The sequence below is a fragment of the Noviherbaspirillum aridicola genome, from assembly GCF_019656455.1.
Taxonomy (GTDB): domain Bacteria; phylum Pseudomonadota; class Gammaproteobacteria; order Burkholderiales; family Burkholderiaceae_D; genus Noviherbaspirillum; species Noviherbaspirillum aridicola.
Genome location: NZ_BPMK01000012.1, coordinates 116,992 through 132,423 on the forward strand (window position 1 = coordinate 116,992; position 15,432 = coordinate 132,423).

At 66.8% G+C, this 15,432-nt stretch carries 17 protein-coding genes; 9 read left to right on the forward strand and 8 right to left on the reverse strand.

What is annotated here, in order from left to right; all coding sequences use genetic code 11:
* Positions 1-158 precede the first annotated feature (158 nt).
* Positions 159-362, forward strand: coding sequence for a hypothetical protein (locus tag NCCP691_RS14465; RefSeq protein ID WP_220809248.1), 204 nt, complete (start codon positions 159-161; stop codon positions 360-362).
* A gap of 4 nt (positions 363-366) precedes the next feature.
* On the opposite strand, the gene NCCP691_RS14470 is transcribed toward NCCP691_RS14465, so the two are convergent.
* Positions 367-987 (reverse strand): response regulator, encoded by a 621-nt coding sequence (locus NCCP691_RS14470; RefSeq protein ID WP_220809249.1) that lies wholly within the window; start codon positions 985-987, stop codon positions 367-369.
* Positions 984-3,020, reverse strand: coding sequence for a cache domain-containing sensor histidine kinase (locus NCCP691_RS14475; RefSeq protein ID WP_220809250.1), 2,037 nt, complete (start codon positions 3,018-3,020; stop codon positions 984-986). Before NCCP691_RS14475 ends, NCCP691_RS14470 begins: the two co-directional genes overlap by 4 nt.
* Positions 3,021-3,208: 188 nt before the next feature.
* Here NCCP691_RS14475 and NCCP691_RS14480 point away from each other — a divergent pair, with 188 nt between their 5' ends.
* The 6 genes from NCCP691_RS14480 (at position 3,209) to NCCP691_RS14505 (ending at position 9,175) form a co-directional block, all read left to right on the forward strand.
* Complete coding sequence (locus NCCP691_RS14480) at positions 3,209-3,715, forward strand: chemotaxis protein CheW (protein WP_220809251.1); 507 nt, start codon at positions 3,209-3,211, stop codon at positions 3,713-3,715.
* Positions 3,716-3,743: 28 nt separating this feature from the next.
* On the forward strand, positions 3,744-5,516 hold the full coding sequence (locus NCCP691_RS14485; protein ID WP_238482450.1) for a methyl-accepting chemotaxis protein: 1,773 nt from the start codon (positions 3,744-3,746) through the stop codon (positions 5,514-5,516).
* 367 nt (positions 5,517-5,883) lie between these two features.
* Entirely contained in the window at positions 5,884-7,476 is a 1,593-nt protein-coding gene (locus tag NCCP691_RS14490; RefSeq protein WP_220809252.1) for a M6 family metalloprotease domain-containing protein, read from the forward strand.
* Between the two features lie 96 nt (positions 7,477-7,572).
* Positions 7,573-7,737 (forward strand): hypothetical protein, encoded by a 165-nt coding sequence (locus NCCP691_RS14495; RefSeq protein ID WP_220809253.1) that lies wholly within the window; start codon positions 7,573-7,575, stop codon positions 7,735-7,737.
* 66 nt (positions 7,738-7,803) lie between these two features.
* Positions 7,804-8,802: a Dot/Icm T4SS effector Zinc-dependent metalloprotease LegP gene (legP, locus tag NCCP691_RS14500; RefSeq protein ID WP_220809254.1), complete on the forward strand. Its 999-nt coding sequence runs from the start codon at positions 7,804-7,806 to the stop codon at positions 8,800-8,802.
* A gap of 13 nt (positions 8,803-8,815) precedes the next feature.
* Entirely contained in the window at positions 8,816-9,175 is a 360-nt protein-coding gene (locus NCCP691_RS14505) for a hypothetical protein (RefSeq protein ID WP_220809255.1), read from the forward strand.
* A 7-nt stretch (positions 9,176-9,182) separates the two neighbouring features.
* Here NCCP691_RS14505 and NCCP691_RS14510 read toward each other — a convergent pair whose 3' ends face one another.
* The 5 genes from NCCP691_RS14510 to NCCP691_RS14530 form a co-directional block, all read right to left on the reverse strand.
* Entirely contained in the window at positions 9,183-9,533 is a 351-nt protein-coding gene (locus NCCP691_RS14510) for a hypothetical protein (protein ID WP_220809256.1), read from the reverse strand.
* 19 nt (positions 9,534-9,552) lie between these two features.
* A complete protein-coding gene (locus NCCP691_RS14515) occupies positions 9,553-9,852 on the reverse strand; it encodes a hypothetical protein (protein WP_220809257.1) in 300 nt (99 codons plus the stop codon).
* Between the two features lie 9 nt (positions 9,853-9,861).
* Positions 9,862-10,881, reverse strand: a complete 1,020-nt coding sequence (locus tag NCCP691_RS14520) for an extracellular catalytic domain type 1 short-chain-length polyhydroxyalkanoate depolymerase (protein ID WP_220809258.1) — start codon at positions 10,879-10,881, stop codon at positions 9,862-9,864.
* Between the two features lie 85 nt (positions 10,882-10,966).
* Positions 10,967-11,197: a hypothetical protein gene (locus NCCP691_RS14525; RefSeq protein WP_220809259.1), complete on the reverse strand. Its 231-nt coding sequence runs from the start codon at positions 11,195-11,197 to the stop codon at positions 10,967-10,969.
* A 3-nt stretch (positions 11,198-11,200) separates the two neighbouring features.
* Positions 11,201-13,207 (reverse strand): AsmA family protein, encoded by a 2,007-nt coding sequence (locus tag NCCP691_RS14530; RefSeq protein WP_238482451.1) that lies wholly within the window; start codon positions 13,205-13,207, stop codon positions 11,201-11,203.
* Here NCCP691_RS14530 and NCCP691_RS14535 point away from each other — a divergent pair.
* Positions 13,207-13,449: a hypothetical protein gene (locus NCCP691_RS14535; RefSeq protein ID WP_220809261.1), complete on the forward strand. Its 243-nt coding sequence runs from the start codon at positions 13,207-13,209 to the stop codon at positions 13,447-13,449. The two genes, NCCP691_RS14530 and NCCP691_RS14535, sit on opposite strands and share 1 nt — an antisense overlap.
* A gap of 48 nt (positions 13,450-13,497) precedes the next feature.
* On the opposite strand, the gene NCCP691_RS14540 is transcribed toward NCCP691_RS14535, so the two are convergent.
* Positions 13,498-13,695, reverse strand: coding sequence for a hypothetical protein (locus NCCP691_RS14540; protein WP_220809262.1), 198 nt, complete (start codon positions 13,693-13,695; stop codon positions 13,498-13,500).
* A gap of 309 nt (positions 13,696-14,004) precedes the next feature.
* Here NCCP691_RS14540 and epsF point away from each other — a divergent pair, with 309 nt between their 5' ends.
* The gene (gene epsF, locus NCCP691_RS14545; RefSeq protein WP_220809263.1) at positions 14,005-15,417 is read left to right on the forward strand and encodes a chain length determinant protein EpsF; all 1,413 of its coding nucleotides are present in this window, start codon (positions 14,005-14,007) and stop codon (positions 15,415-15,417) included.
* The last annotated feature ends 15 nt before the right edge of the window (positions 15,418-15,432 follow it).

A 15,432-nucleotide genomic window follows, 5' to 3' on the forward strand; every position in this document is an offset into this window, starting at 1 on the left:
CGAGAGCGCCGCCTCGGCACGGCATTTGTTTCGCAGCGGCGTAAATATTGCAGTCCCTCCGCGCCGCCAGGCAGCCGCGTCACCGCCCGCCGCGGCGCCTCCGGCCGCACTCTTGCCGCATCACTTGCCGCATCACTTGCCGATAAGGGAGGAATCCGATGTCCGTCATGCCAGAACAGCAGCAGAACCCGCCGCACTCGCCCCCTGAAGTGCCGTCCACGCCCAGCCCGCAACCCGAGATCGCGCCGATGCCGGCCGGCCCCGAGATCGAGCCGCCGCCGCCCGACGTCGCCGATCCGGGCGGGCCGTCCGGCCCCGAGATCAGTCCGGATGCGACACCGCCGGAGTATCCGACGGCGTGAACGCTCAGAGCTGGTGCTGCACCGCGTAGCGCACCAGCTCCGCGGTGCTGTCGAGCTGCATCTTCTCGAGGATGTTCTTCTTGTGGGTGCTGACGGTCTTGGCGCTCAGGTGCAGCCGCGCGGCGATCTCGCCGGTGCTCATGCCGCCGACGATCAGCTGGAAGATTTCCCGTTCGCGCGGCGACAGCGATTCGTGCGGCGCCTGCTCCGCCGCGCCCTCGAGCACGATCTTGCTCGCCACCGCCGGGTCGACATGGCGGCCGCCGGCGGCGACGATGCGGATGACTTCGATGAGCCGCTCGGGGTCGCTGTCCTTGGTCAGGTAGCCGCTGGCGCCCGCCCTGAGCGCGGCCGCCGCGATACGGCCGACATTGTGCATGCTCAGCACCAGCACCGGCAGCCGCGGCCTGGCCTGCTTCAGCGCCCGGATCAGCTCGGTGCCGTTCACGCCGGGCATGGTCAGGTCGAGCATCACCACATCGCACGCCAGGCCCTCGATCTGCTTCAGCACGTCGCCGCCGTCCACCGCCTCGGCCGTCACCCGCATGTCGGGCTCGGCATCGATGATGCGGCGCACACCGGCGCGCATCATCGCATGGTCGTCCGCCACCATCACCCTGATCATGCCTGTTCCTCCACTTCCGTCGCATCGGGAATCCCGAGCCGCACGCGCACGCCCTCGCCCGGTGCGCTGACCACCGTCAATTCGCCATGCATCATCGCCGCACGCTCGCGCATCCCGGCCAGGCCCCAGGAACCCTTGCGCACATCCTCCGCGCGGAATCCCGTGCCGTCGTCCCGCACTTCCAGCCACAGCATGCCCGCGCCGCGCGACAGGACGACATCGATGCGGCCGGCGCCCGCATGGCGCGCCGCGTTCGTCATGGATTCCTGCAGCACGCGGAACACGCCGGTGGCCCGTTCCTCATCGAGCGAGACGTCGCCGGCGAGATTGCGGAAGCCGCAGGCGATGCCGAGGCTGGCACGGAACTCGTCCATCAGCCATTCGATCGCCTCGACGATGCCGATGTCGAGCACCGCGGGACGCAGTTCGCTCGCAATGTCGCGCACGATGCGCAGGATGTCGTCGATCGCGGCGCGCATCTGCTCCACTCCCTCGCGCAGCGCCGCCGGATGCGTGGCGACGGTCCGCGGCAGCATCATCACGTCCATGCGCAGCACCGTCAGCCGCTGGCCGAGTTCGTCGTGGATCTCGCGCGCGATCCGCTTGCGCTCTTCATCCTTGATCGCGGTCTGGTGGGCCGACAGTTGCTGCAGTCTGGCGCGCGCCTGCTGCAGGTTTTCCTCGTGCCGCTTGCTGCGGGTGATGTTGAAGATGACACCGTCCCACACCACGCCCAGCCTGCCGGCGGCACGCGGCCGCGCCCGCAGGTTGATCCATTTCTCCTCGCCGTCCGGGCCGGTGAGCAGCCTGCCCTCCCAGTTCCAGTCCTGCATGCCGTTGAGCGAGCAAGCCATGGTTTCACGGAATCCGTAGCCGTGCGCCGGGTGGATCAGGCCGAAGAACGCGTCGCTGTCGGCGACGATGCGCTCGGCGCTGATGCCGCACACTTCCTGCGCGCGCTCGCTGACGAACACGAAGCTGCCGCCCTGCGGCGCGGCGCGCAGCTGGAAGGCCATGCCGGGAATATTGGCGGCGCTCGCGGCGAAGCGCAGCTCGCTCTCGCGCAAGCGGTGCAGGGTCTGCGCCTGCCGCAGCCAGGCGGCGGAAATGCCGCCGCCGAACAGGGCGATGAGCAGGGTCGCCAGGGCGGCCTCGCGCATTTCCCCCGCATGCATCGCATCGAGAGGCGCCAGGATGTCCTGTTCGGCCACGCCGACGATGGCGACCAGCGGATAGTCCTGCAGGCGCCGGTAACTGAAGTGGCGGCGCACGCCATCGAGCGGCGTTGGACCGACATGGGTGCCGCGGGCGCGCTCATGCAGCATGCGCAGTATCGGCGTATCGCTGACGTCCGCGCCGGCGCTGATGGACTCGCCGCGGCGCCGCACCCGCAGCGTGCCGTCCAGTCCGGCGAGCGCGAGCACGTCGCCCTCGCGCAGCGAGGCATCGCGGTAGAAGCCGGTAAAGCGGGAAGGCTCGGCATGCAGGGCGACGACGCCGGCGAAGCTGCCGTCGCCATCGTTGATGCGGCGGGTGAAAGCGATCGTGAGGCGGCCGTCGCCGTGGATGGCAACCGGGCGACTGATCTGCAGCTCCAACCTTGCGTCGGTTGCATGCACGCGGAAATATTCCGCCTCGCCCGCCGCCATTCCGATGCGGTGCCGGTGGCTGCTTTGCACTACGCGGCCGTGGCCGTCGATGATCTCGACCGCGGCGAACACGGCCGGGTCGAGCAGACGCGCGCGCAGCATGGCGTCGATGTCGGTCCGTGCGCCGTGCTGCGCGTAGCCCTGCCCGACGAGGCGGCTCCCGGCCTCGGCCATGTTGATCACATGCGTGACGTAGCCCTCGAAGGCCGCCGCGAGGTTGTCGTTGCGCTGCCGGGCATGCGCGAAGGCCTGCAGCCGCTCGCGTTCGAACTTGTGCAGCAGGCCTTGCCATATCAGTGCGATCAGCAGTGCGCAGCAGCATGCGACCGCGATCGGCAGCCGCCAGTCCCTGATCTGAAGAGAGGTGTGATATCTGCGGAACATGCTTGTCAGGGCAGCAAGGACGCGGCGCGAGAACATGTTTTCCCGACCTGCGCCATCGGATTTTTCCTAGTACGCGACATGAGGACGTCTGATTCACGGCCGACGCCGGATGCACTACCCTCGCGATGAGCCCTGCGCCTGCCGGTCAGGGCGCGGATACAACCAGTCAGCATGACAAAGGAAGCTTGATGCAACAAGCCAGCCCCCCGGCCAAAGCCGACCCGGCGCACGCGCACGAATATCTGTCGTTCAGGATCGGCCGTGAAGAATACGGAATTCATATTTTGCAAGTGCAGGAACTGCGCGGCTATGAAAAAGTGACCAGGATCGCGGGCGCGCCCGACTACCTGCAGGGCGTCATCAACCTGCGCGGCATCATCGTTCCCATCATCGACCTGCGCATCAGGCTCGGCGAGGCCAGCCCCGTCTACGACCAGTTCACCGTCGTCATCATCCTCAGCCTGCCCGGGCGCGTCGTCGGCATGGTGGTCGACAGCGTGTCGGACGTGGTGAGCCTGACAAGCGAACAGATCAGGCCGGCGCCCGCCATGAGCGGCGCATTCAGTACCGAGCACCTGATCGGTCTTGGCACCCTGGATGAACGCATGGTGATCCTGGTGGATATCGAAAAAATGCTGTCCGGCGAAGAAGCCGGATGGATTGACAGCGCATCGGCGCTGAAAGTTGCCGCGTGAAAGCGGTTCGCACATTGAGAGCACAAGCATGAAGATGGCAAACATGAAAGTGGGTACCCGGCTCGCCTGCGGGTTCGGGCTGGTAATCGTTCTGATGCTGGTGGTGACCTGGGTCGGCATCGGCAGCATGAGCCGGATGCAGGGCCGCATCGACGAGATCACCGGGGTCAACAACGTCCAGCTCCGGCTGGTCACGCAGATGCGCGCGACCGTCACCGACCGCATGATCGCGATCCGCAACATCGCGCTGCTGACCGACGCCGCGGCGATGGCGCAGGAAGCCGATCGCATGAAGGCGCAGCAGGCGAAATACGACGAGGCCGAGCGGGAACTGGCCGCAATGTTCGCCGGCGAGAACGGCAGCCAGCAGGAGCGGCAGTTGCTGGCCAAGGTGAAGGAAGTCGAGGCGCGCATCGCGCCGATGCTCGCGAAGGGCATGGAACTCGGCCTGGCCAATCAGCTGGAAGAGGCGACGCGCTACCTGATGAACGACGTGCGTCCGGTGCAGCGCCAGTGGATGGAAGCGCTGACCGAGCTGATGGACCTGGAGACGCGGCTCAACGATGAAGCGGTCAAGGCCGCGAGCGATGCCTACGCCACCGCGCGCGCGCTGATGCTGGCGCTCGGCGCCGTCGCACTCGCCGCGGCGGTCATGGCGGCGTTCGTGATCACCCGCGGCCTGGTGCGTCGTCTCGGCGGCGAGCCGGACTATGCGGCCGAGATCGCGGCCCGCATCGCCGCCGGCGATCTGACGGTGCAGGTCGAGACGCGCAGCGGCGACACCTCGAGCCTGCTGTACGCGATGAAGGGCATGCGCGACAGCCTGGCCGGCATCGTCGCCGACGTGCGCCAGGGTACCGACGCCATCTCCACCGCCTCGGGCGAGATCGCCGCCGGCAACCAGGACCTGTCTTCCCGCACCGAAGAGCAGGCCAGCTCGCTGGAAGAAACCGCGTCCTCGATGGAAGAGCTCACCTCGACCGTGCGCCAGAACGCGGACAATGCGCGCCAGGCCAACCAGCTCGCTATCTCCGCTTCGGAAGTGGCCACCCGAGGCGGCAGCGTGGTGTCGCAGGTGGTGGGTACCATGGGCGCGATCAACGATTCGGCGCGCAAGGTGGTGGACATCATCTCGGTGATCGACGGCATCGCCTTCCAGACCAACATCCTGGCCCTGAATGCGGCGGTGGAAGCGGCGCGTGCCGGCGAACAGGGCCGGGGCTTCGCGGTCGTGGCGTCCGAAGTGCGCACCCTCGCCCAGCGCTCCGCCGCCGCGGCGAAGGAGATCAAGGCCCTGATCGGCGATTCGGTCGAAAAGGTCGACGCCGGCGCGCGCCTGGTGGATGAAGCCGGTGCGACGATGAACGAGATCGTCGACAGCGTCAGGCGCGTGACCGACATCATGGGCGAGATCATGGCCGCCAGCGACGAGCAGAGCGCGGGCATCGAACAGATCAACCAGGCCATCGCGCAGATGGACCAGGTCACGCAGCAGAACGCCTCGCTGGTGGAAGAGGCGAGCGCCGCCTCGGAGGCGATGCAGGACCAGGCCCGCAAGCTGGGCCAGGCGGTCGGCATCTTCCGCCTGCAGGCGGCGGCGGTACAGGGCCTGGCCGCCGCGCCGCGCCCTCAGACCGTGGCGCACCCCGCGCCCGCTGCAACCCTGGCACCCGCCGCACGCGCTTCACGCGCCCTGGCGCCCGCCGCGCGCAAGCCGGCGTCCGCAAAGGCCCCTGCCGTGCCGGCCCAGGCGCGCGCGCGCGTGCCCGTCACGGCCGGCGACGACTGGGAAGAATTCTGACCCTCCCGCCCGCCAACCGCCCGCCGCGCGCCCGCCGCCCGGCGGGCTTTTTTACCTGGGCGCATGGTTTTTGCGCCGACTTTGGGGGCTTGCGCCTCCTCAAGCTTTCCGCGCCGCGAGCTCTTGCGCTTGAGTGAACACTTGCCAAGCTGATCCTCATCAACAGGCAGCATCTGGCCGGCTTTCGAATCCGCCCCCCCGCATCCGCTGCCTAAAAAAAGAAGGCGCAGGCGGCCGTCGGCCGCAGCGCTTCGCACATCCACTCCGGACTACTCCCGGCACAGCCACCGCGCTGATCCGGCCATCCTGCCGCGGCCCCGATACGCGGCACTTGCAACCACAACCGTCTTGCGCGCGAGGAGCAGCCATGTCTTCTTTTTGTGAACATTCCCGCCCGGGCCCCGAAGCCATTGAATGCCGGGTGCCGCCTTCGCCCGAGGCGCAGAAACGCATCGACGCCAGCCGCCGGCGCCTGGAAGCCGGCATGGCCCTGCCGGAAAAGCCGACCGCCGATCAGCTCGACCTGAAGACGCTGGCGCTCATCCTCGCCCGTCCGCCCGCCACGCGCGCCAACACGCTCACCATCACCCGCTCGGAGCGCGCGCCGGTGACCGGCTCGCGCAAGGTGATCGTGTTGCTGGTCGATTTCCCGGACAAGCCCGGCACGCGTTCGAAAGAGAGCATCCATGAGCTGCTGTTCTCGCGCGGGACCTTCGCCAGCGGCAGCATGCGCGATTATTACGCCGAAGTCTCCGGCAACCGGCTCGACGTCAGCGGCGAGGTTCACGGGTGGCTGCGCGCGCCCCAGCCCAAGTCCTATTACACCAACGGCGACTACGGCTTCGCCGCCTATCCGCGCAATGCGCAGAAGCTGGTCGAGGACGTGCTCGACCTCGCCGACGGCGTGGTCGACTTCGCGCCCTTCGACAACGACGGCAACGGCGTGGTCGAGGCGCTGGTCGTGATCGCCGCCGGCAGCGGCGCGGAGCAGACGCTCAAGATCGACGATCTCTGGTCGCACAAGTGGTCGATCACGCCGAAGACGGTCGACGGCAAGCGCGTGACCGCCTACTTCATGGCACCGGAGGACGGCAAGGTCGGCGTGATGGCGCACGAACTCGGCCACCTCCTGCTCGGCATGCCCGACCTGTACGACATCGACTACGGCTCCCGCGGCACCGGCAGCTGGGACCTGATGGCGGCCGGCAGCTGGAACAACAATGGCGACACCCCGGCCCATCCCTGCGCCTGGGTCAAGTCGAAAGTGGGCTGGGCGAACATCGATACCGTGTTCGATGCGGAACGAGATATCGCGCTGCCGCCGTACGCCACCAGCAACAGCGTCGTCCGCGTCTCCGTCGGCAGCGCCGACGGCAAGCAGTACTTCCTGCTGTCGAACCGGCGCAAGCTCGGCTTCGATGCGCACATCCCGGGCGAAGGCCTGCTCATCGAGCACGTCGACGAGAACCAGCAGAACAACACCGACGAGAACCACTACCTGGTCGACATCGAACAATGCGACGGCCTGCGCCAGCTCAATCTCAACCAGAACGCGGGCGACGCCGGCGACGCCTGGCCCGCCGGCGGGCAGAGCGCGTTCAACGCCGGCACGACGCCATCGAGCAAGACCTATGACGGCGCCGATTCGCGCGTCGACATCTCGGCCATTGCCAGCGCCGGGACCGGCATCACCGCGCGCGTCAGGGCGGGCAGCGATGCCGGCGGTGGCGGTGGCGGTTTCGTCTGGCACAACGACAGGACGGTGACCCAGGCATTCGCATCCGCCGACGCAGGCAATGCCTGGGTCAACCTGGCAGGACTGGGATGGCGACGCGTCAGCCCAGGAGCGGCCGATGGCATCACGAACCTGTTCGCGATGCTGTGCGAGGCGCTCGCAAACGGCCGCAAGGCCCACGTGTATGCGGACGCGTCGGCAGTGACCATCGCATACCTCGACTAAGCGTTTTAGCTGTCTTTCTTGAAGGAGTGAGATCATGGCCTGGAACAACAACATCAGCGTCTCCCAGACGTTTGCCTCCAACGACGCGCAGAATGCGTGGGTCAGCTTCCCGGGACTCGGCTGGAAGCGATCAAGACCGGCGCGACGGACGGCGTCACCAAGCTCTACATCATGTTCAACGCCGCCAAGGCGAACAACCGGACGGTCAACGTGTTCATCGACGACGCCAGCCAGCTGATCACGATCGCCTATCTGAACTGAGGCGCAGTGACTGACGCGCGCCGCCCGCGCGGCGCATTCTTTCAACGCTTCAGGAGGAGCGACATCATGGCTGGCTACGACGGCTTTCTGGAAGGCGGGGATGTGCGGACCGGCTACATCTCCGGCAAGACCTTCAGGAACAAACCGGTCCGGTACACCGCGGTCAACGGCCTCGCGGTGTACGAGGGATGCATCGTGCTCGGCACCGTGGAGGAAATGGAAAGACGCGCGGCGGCCATCCGCGCGGGCGGCGATGACGGCATCGACCGTGGCGTCGCTATCACCGGCGACCAGTACCGGTGGCCGAACGGGGTGATGCCGTATGACATCGACCCCGGTCTGCCGAACCAGAACAGGGTGACCGACGCCATCGCGCACTGGGAAGCCAACACCGGCATCCGCTTCATCCGACGCACCAGCGCCAACGCCGCCCAGTACCCCGACTATGTGTACTTCACCGCCGCCGGCGGCTGCTGGTCCCATGTCGGGCGGCGCGGCGGTCGCCAGGACCTGAGCCTGGACAGCGGATGCTCGACCGGCAATGCCATCCATGAAATCGGTCATGCGCTCGGCCTCTGGCACGAACAGAGCCGGGAGGACAGGAATCGCTTCGTGCGCATCCGCTACGAAAACATCGAGGCGGGACGCGAACACAACTTCGACCAGCAGATCACGGACGGCGACGACATCGGCGCCTACGACTACGGCTCGATCATGCACTACGGGGCGTATGCGTTCTCGAAGAACAATCAGCCGACCATCGAGCCGCTGCAATCCGGCGTGACCATCGGCCAGCGCAACGGACTGAGCGCCGGCGACATCGCCGCCATCCACGCGATCTACCGGCTGTGGCATTACAACCGGCGCGTCTGGAACACCTTCGCGTCCAGCGACTCGCAGAATGCCTGGGCCAACGTCGAGGGTCTGGGCTGGCGCAAGCTCCGTCCGAATGCCAGGGACGGCGTGACCAACATGTTTGCGGCGTGCTGCGAGGCGCTCGCGGGCAATCAGCGCGTCCATGTCTTCGCCGACGGCCAGGACATGTCCATCATGTACTTTGCATAGAGGAGAGACATCCATGAATCCGCATATCGTCCTCAATTTCAATCTGTCCGCCGACGCCGCGCGCGTTGCCTCGGACGAGCGGTCCCGATCCATGGACGGCGATTTGCCCACGCCCTTCACCGCCGGCAATGGCGGCAATGCCGCCGCCGGCGGGGAGGCGCAGTCGTCCGCTGCGCAGGAGGATCTGCCGACACCCTTCGATTTCCCGGGCGGCAGCGACACGTCGGCATCGGGCGCGCCCACGGGGATCGGCTCCCCTCAGGCGCGCGGCTCGGGCCCGGACGCGGCGGGGGGAGGATTGCCGACGCCGCTCGACGGCGGCGGCGGCCATGACGGACAGCAGGCGGGAAACATGCCGCGCCCCGGCGGTTAGGCGGCGCTCAGGCGAGCCGGTGCAGCATGATGCGCAGGGGCCGGCCCGCCGCGCTGCCGCCGACCGCATAGCGCCGGTTGCTCACGTAATCCCCCTGGCGCAGATTGCCGGAGGGATCCTGGCAGAGGGAGGCGCGCAGGGTCCAGCCGGGACCGGCCGGCGGCGCAGGCAGCATGAGCGCGAATTGCACCGGATCGGTATTGCCGGCGGCGCGGGAGATGCCGGCGATCCTGTGCTCGACGATGGTGAGCGCGCAGGCGTCGGCGCGGGTACAGTCCTCCACCCGCAGGAACAGCGTGGCGTTGTCGATCGCCGCGGGCACGGCGTCGAGCGCCGCCTCGCCGTATATCCTCGTCATCCTGCGCGGCGCGGAACCGTCAGGGGCAGACATGCAGGTTCAGCAGCTGAAAGCTGCCCTGGCGCGGACCGCCGATGTACTCGGCATCGGCTTCCACCTGCACCGGCAGCGGCAGGTCCCAGTCCGGCCGCCAGGTGAATGCCGGCGCGCGCAGGCCGGGCTCGGCGCGCTGCGGCCCGCGCACCGGCATGGCCTGGCAGATCTCCACCTCGAGCAGCCACTTGTCGGCGGTCCCGGGCGCGCGCTCCGCGCGCAGTATCGTCGCCCGTATCCGCGCCTGGTTCGGCGCCACCATCATCGCGGAGTGCATTCCCATCATTGCTCCCTTTCACTCGTCAAGACCCCAGAAACGCAGGATGTACGCGCTGGAGCAGATCCCGGCGGCCAGCACGAATGACGCGGCGCGGCCGCAATGTTCATCGCCGGCCCCGGGGTTGACCGGCGTGCCGTGGCCCAGGCCTTCGATCAACCAGGTTTCGACCAGTGCCCTGCCCTCACTGTCCTGGTAGCGGCGGTGCAGATGCCCGGCCGGCTGATCTTCCACATCCGGCGTCTGATCGATCCCGTGCGCGTCGGTCCACTGCTCCATCAGTTCGTTGAGGACGACGGGATTGACCGTCGCATCCCGGTTGCCATGCCACAGCGACACCCGCGGGAAAGGACCCTGGTGACCGCCGGCGGCGCGCACCAGGTCGCCCCATTGCCGCGGCGTCATGTCCTTGCCCCTCGCCAGCGGCCTGCCGAACAGGCCGCAACTGCTCTGCGCCTCGCTTTCATTGCCGGCGCAGCGATAGGGCACGCCGGCGATGATCGCACCGCCGGCGAACATCTCGGGGTAGGCCGCCATCATCACGGCCGTCATCGCGCCGCCGGCCGACAGCCCGGTGACATGCACCCGGTTGGCATTGATGCGGTGGTCGCCGACCATCTTCTCGACCATCTGCCGTATCGAGAGGGCCTCGCCCTGGTCGCGCCTGCTGTGCGCGAGATCGAACCAGCGGAAACAGCGGGCGATGTTGACGGTCTGCTGCGGCAGCAGCAGGGCAAAACGGTGACGGTCCGCCAGCGCGACCCAGCCTGTTTCGTCGTCATAGCCGGATGCCTGCTGCGTGCATCCGTGCAAGGCGACCACCAGCGGCCTTCCCGGCGCCAGGCCCTCGGGCACATACTTGAACATGCGAAGCTGGCCCGGATTGCTGCCGAAATCATCGACCTCGGTCAGCAGCCCCTGTCCGCCCCAGTCGATTGGCCATCCGGACCAGCGCCCGAGCGCAAACGTCATGACCGGCACGGCAAGAATCGCCGCCAAAGCGGTCGACAGCAGGCGCTTCCATCGTAGTACGCGCATTTTCCCCTCCCCGCATGGAGGATATCGAGCCTATCCGAGTGAGCGCCCACCAACTTGCGCGAGATCAGAGTCGCGCGGAAGGGATTTATTCAAGCGGCTTGCTGCTGTGCTGCCAGCGCGCGCCCGGCTCGCTGCGGGCGCGTGCCCGCTCCCACTGCATGCCGCAATCATGGCAGACGTAGTATTCGACGTAGCCGGTGGCGGTGGCGCTGAAATTGATCGGTGCGTCCGAGTGCAGCAGCAGCCTGGCGTGCGGCGACACCGTTACCGGGGCGTTTTCCAGTGCGGCGCATGCCGGGCAAGGGTTTTCCGCCATCGTTCACTCCCGGGTCTGGCGCTGCTGCGCGGCAGCCTTGGCGGGTGACGGCGCGCGCGGTTTTTCCTTGGCCTCCGCCAGCAGCGCGCCGCAGGGCGGGTCCTCACCCGGCCCGGGATTGATCAGTGCCAGCAGGCCGGCGAACGGCGCGGCCACCGCGCCGAGCACGGTCGCGGCGCCTGCCTTGAGCGCGATCACTCCCTTGTCGACGCCGACATCCGGGTTCTTGAAAGTGCCGCCGACATACAGCGGCGAACGGAGGGAAATGAGACGCACGCCCTTGCTCTCGGGACGGATGGTGAGATTCATCTGCTCTTCGCCGAAGTCGATGGCGCCTTCCATGCGGACGGTGGCATCGGTGGTGTCGAGCACGAAGGTGCGCGGCTGCATCACCCCCTTGTCGACCACGAGATCGGCCGCCATGCAGTTGAGCGGTACCTGGCGGTCGCCGAACAGCTTGGCGATCACCGCGCTGCCGACGTTCAGGCCGGCGGCCTCGAGCACGAATTTGCTGATGCTGCCCTGGTTGATCAGCGACTTCACCTCCCCGTTCATGGAGCCGAGCAGCGCCGCGACCGAATTGCCGGCCGCGGTGAGTTCGGCGTCGCCGTTGAGCTGACCCACGCTGGCGTACATCGACTCCACCTTGGGAAACATCTCCTTGAGCCTGAGCCCGCGCGCCGAGACCTTCATGCGCGCCCTCGCCGGTTCGGCGCTGCCGTCGATGCGAAGCTCGGTCGTAAGCTTGCCGCCGGCGATGCCGAAGTCCAGAGGCGCCAGCGACAGCACGCCCTTTTCGAGCCGGATGTTGGTGTGGAGGTTATCGATCGGCATCTTGTCGCGCACGATCTTCTTGCCGGAGAACGTCACCTGCACATCCATCGTGCCCCAGCGGTCGGTCTTGAAGGGCGATACCGGCAACACCTTGCCGGGCGGGATCTTGGGCTCGTCCTTTTTCTTCTTGCCCTCGTCGTCGCCGGCGCCGACGATGGCGCCGAGATCGTCCAGCACCAGCTGGTTGGAGGTGACCTCGCCGCGCAGCGTGGGGCGCGGCTCCTGCTGCGCATATTCGAGCGTGCCGCCGATGTCGCTGTCGCCGACCCGGCCCTTGAACTTTTCGTAGCGCACCCGCAGCCGGTCCTCCGCGAAGGTGGCGACCACCCTGCCCTCGGTCGAGAACTTCGGCGTCTCCGGCAGCACGACGCCGGACAGCGGAAACAGGTCGGACATGCTGGCGCCGAGTATCTTGAGATTGATGTCGAGCGCACTCGGATGGCTGGGGTCGGTCAGCGTGCCGTCCGCCGTGATCGTGGTTTCGCCCACCTTCACCACGGCCTGCACCGGGTAGCGCACGTTACTCTGTCGCAGCGCCAGCAGCGAGCCGGTCTTGCCGCCGCCACTGAGCGGTTCCTCATTGAAGGTGCCGCCCAGCTTGAAAGTGGTGGTGCCGTCCTGCTCGGTATCGATCCGCACCCTCGCGTCCGCGTGCTTGGCCGGATCGAGATAGCGCACATTGCCTTCGCGGATGGTCAGCTCGTTGATGTCGAAGCCCCAGCCGGAAGAGGATTCCTGGCCGTCCTCTTTCTTCGGGAAAGTCCAGTTGTTCCTGTTGTCGCTGCCTTTTTCCAGCGCGAGATTGGGTTCGGTGAGAACGATGGAGTCGACGCTGATCGTCTTGCGCAACAGCGGCAGCAGGTTGAGGCTGACGTCGGCCTGGCGGATCTGCGCCATGTAGGGACCGCTCTTTGCCCAGTCCGGATTGCCCAGTTTGACGTCCTGCATGCGCAGATGCGGCCACGGAATCAGGCGCCGCCAGCCCGTCTGCTGCTCGGGCGGACGTTCCCAGCTGAGAGAGAGATCGCCGTCGATGGAAAATCGGCGCTCGGTGGCGACGCTCACCTTTTCATTGATCCAGGGCTTGACCCGGTTCCAGTCGAAGGTGGATGCGATGACCAGCAGCACCACCACCAGCGCGACGAGGATGCCGAGGGCGGCTGCGACGATTTTCAATGCACGGTTCATGCCGGTTTGATCAGTTCGTCAATATTCAGTTCGACGGCATGCCGCGCGTGCTTGGCGGGACGCAAGCCGGAGGGCGCAGCTCAAGCGACGGAACGAATTGCAGCAGGCCTTTTCAAACCGGCATTGCGCTCATTGAAGAAAAGGAAAAAAACGTGAAGCCACCCGTTCTCGTCGCCATGCTCGTTGCCGCCATGCTCGCCGGCCTCGCGCTGATCTTCTTCGTGATGTAAGACTTCCGGGACGCCGTCCTGGCGCCCCGCCCGGCGGCCCCGTGCGCGTCAGTGACGGTCGCCGCCCGCCGGCTTGTTCCTGTCGACGCGCTCCATCGGCTCGCGCGGAATGTTCGCGCCGGGGTCGAGAATTTCCTCGTCGCTGATTTCCCTGCCGGGCGGATCCACCGCCTGCGCAAGCTTCTCCAGCATGCCTTCGTTCTTGCCGCCCTTTCCGGTGCCGGCGTCGTTCGCGTTCCTGTTCATCGCGTCCTCCAAAAACAAGTGCGACCTCGACCGCATGGCAATGTTCCAGGCCCCGTGCCGGGAGCCCGTTCTCCAATCAATCGAACTGATCGATCTTTTTGCGTTGCGCCACCTCAGTGCATCGGCGTGTTCGCTTTGTCGATTGCTGTTTCAGTGTTGCGAATCCGTTGTGACACATCAAAAGCGATGTCGTCATGCATCTGATTCCGGAATTAAATGCTGTAGCTTAAGTCTTCGACATGCCCGGCCACTCGCAGCGCCGGCAGCGCGGCACCTCCGCGCACATCGACCGCACATGAAGGATCGGGAATGACCCTGCATCAGATTTGGATTGCGCTTTGCGCGCGCAAGCGATTCATCGCCGGCACCCTGCTGGCATCGGTCGCCTGCGCGCTGACTCTCAGCCTGCTTTGGCCCAAGACCTACAAGGCGAGCACCAGCCTCGTGCTCAACTACAAGGGGGTGGATCCGGTCTCCGGGCTGTCGATGTCACCGCAGCTGATGCCCGGCTATGTCGCGACGCAGATCGACATCATCGCCAGCAAAAGCGTGGCGCTGCGCGTCGTCGACGCGCTCGGCCTGCAGCGCGATCCCGACTTCGTCGAGGCGTTCCGGTCCGCCGGCGGCGAGGGTGACATCCGCCACTGGATCGCCGAGCAGCTGCAAGGCCGCGTGCGCGTCACGCCCTCGCGCGAAAGCAGCGTCATGGAGATCGCCTACAAGAGCCGCGATCCCGAATTCGCCGCCGCCGTCGCCAATGCTTTCGCCACCCAGTACATGCAGGCGAGCGTGCAACTGAACACGGATCCGCTGAAGAAAGTCTCGACCTATTTCGTCGCGCAGATCGCGGCGCTGCGGGAAAAGCTCGAACAGGCCCGCAACAGGCTGTCGCGCTATCAGCAGGAGCACGGGATCGTCGATACCGACAACCGGCTCGATGTCGAATCCGCCCGCCTCAACGAACTCTCCACCCAGCTGGTGGAAGTGCAGGCGCAATTGATCGATGCCCGGTCCCGCAGCAGGGAGGCGCAGGCCGGCGGCGGCCGGGAGGCCCCGGAAGTCATTGCCAACCAGCTGATACAGACCCTCAAGGCGTCGCTCGCGCAGGCCGAGGCCCGGCTGGCGGTCGCCTCCGGCAAGTATCAGCCCGAGCATCCGCTCTGGCAGGCCGCGAAGACCGAAGTCGACAAGCTGCGGTCGGAGCTGGCCGCCAACATCAAGGCCACTTCCGGCAGCATCGTCAGCACCGCCCGCGCGGCTGAACAGCGGGAGCGCGATCTGCGTGCGGCGGTGGCGGAGCAGAAGTCGCGGGTGCTCGCGCTCAACCGTGCACGCGATGAGCTGTCGGTGCTCGCCAAGGATGTCGAAAGCGCACGCAGCGCCCATGATGCAGCGGTCCAGCGCTTCAACCAGACCAGCCTCGAGGGCCATGCCAACCTGCCCGATGTGTCCGTGCTCAGTCCCGCGATCGCGCCGACGGAACCGTGGTTCCCGCGCTTGCCGCTGAATCTTGCGGCCGCCGTTTTCCTGGGTCTGTTCCTCGGCGTTGGCTGCGCCCTGTTGTCCGAGTTCTTCCGACGCCGGGTGCACACGGCACGCGACCTCGCGGATGCGCTGCAAGCCCCGGTGCTCGCCGCCTTCGAGTGGAAAAAGGCCGGCGCGGACGGGCCTGGCACCGCCTTGCGCGGCGGCGGACTGCAGCGCCTGCTGCCGGGCAGATAAATAAACCATCCCAGT

Coding starts and splice junctions, on each gene's coding strand:
- NCCP691_RS14490 (WP_220809252.1), top strand. CDS start 5,884: ATGTCTTCTTTTTGTGAACATTCCCGCCCGGGCCCCGAAGCCATTGAA.
- NCCP691_RS14540 (WP_220809262.1), bottom strand. CDS start 13,695: ATGAACAGGAACGCGAACGACGCCGGCACCGGAAAGGGCGGCAAGAAC.
- NCCP691_RS14505 (WP_220809255.1), top strand. CDS start 8,816: ATGAATCCGCATATCGTCCTCAATTTCAATCTGTCCGCCGACGCCGCG.
- NCCP691_RS14485 (WP_238482450.1), top strand. CDS start 3,744: ATGAAGATGGCAAACATGAAAGTGGGTACCCGGCTCGCCTGCGGGTTC.
- legP (WP_220809254.1), top strand. CDS start 7,804: ATGGCTGGCTACGACGGCTTTCTGGAAGGCGGGGATGTGCGGACCGGC.
- NCCP691_RS14520 (WP_220809258.1), bottom strand. CDS start 10,881: ATGCGCGTACTACGATGGAAGCGCCTGCTGTCGACCGCTTTGGCGGCG.
- NCCP691_RS14515 (WP_220809257.1), bottom strand. CDS start 9,852: ATGATGGGAATGCACTCCGCGATGATGGTGGCGCCGAACCAGGCGCGG.
- NCCP691_RS14480 (WP_220809251.1), top strand. CDS start 3,209: ATGCAACAAGCCAGCCCCCCGGCCAAAGCCGACCCGGCGCACGCGCAC.
- NCCP691_RS14525 (WP_220809259.1), bottom strand. CDS start 11,197: ATGGCGGAAAACCCTTGCCCGGCATGCGCCGCACTGGAAAACGCCCCG.
- NCCP691_RS14470 (WP_220809249.1), bottom strand. CDS start 987: ATGATCAGGGTGATGGTGGCGGACGACCATGCGATGATGCGCGCCGGT.
- epsF (WP_220809263.1), top strand. CDS start 14,005: ATGACCCTGCATCAGATTTGGATTGCGCTTTGCGCGCGCAAGCGATTC.
- NCCP691_RS14465 (WP_220809248.1), top strand. CDS start 159: ATGTCCGTCATGCCAGAACAGCAGCAGAACCCGCCGCACTCGCCCCCT.
- NCCP691_RS14535 (WP_220809261.1), top strand. CDS start 13,207: ATGCACGGTTCATGCCGGTTTGATCAGTTCGTCAATATTCAGTTCGAC.
- NCCP691_RS14475 (WP_220809250.1), bottom strand. CDS start 3,020: ATGTTCCGCAGATATCACACCTCTCTTCAGATCAGGGACTGGCGGCTG.
- NCCP691_RS14510 (WP_220809256.1), bottom strand. CDS start 9,533: ATGACGAGGATATACGGCGAGGCGGCGCTCGACGCCGTGCCCGCGGCG.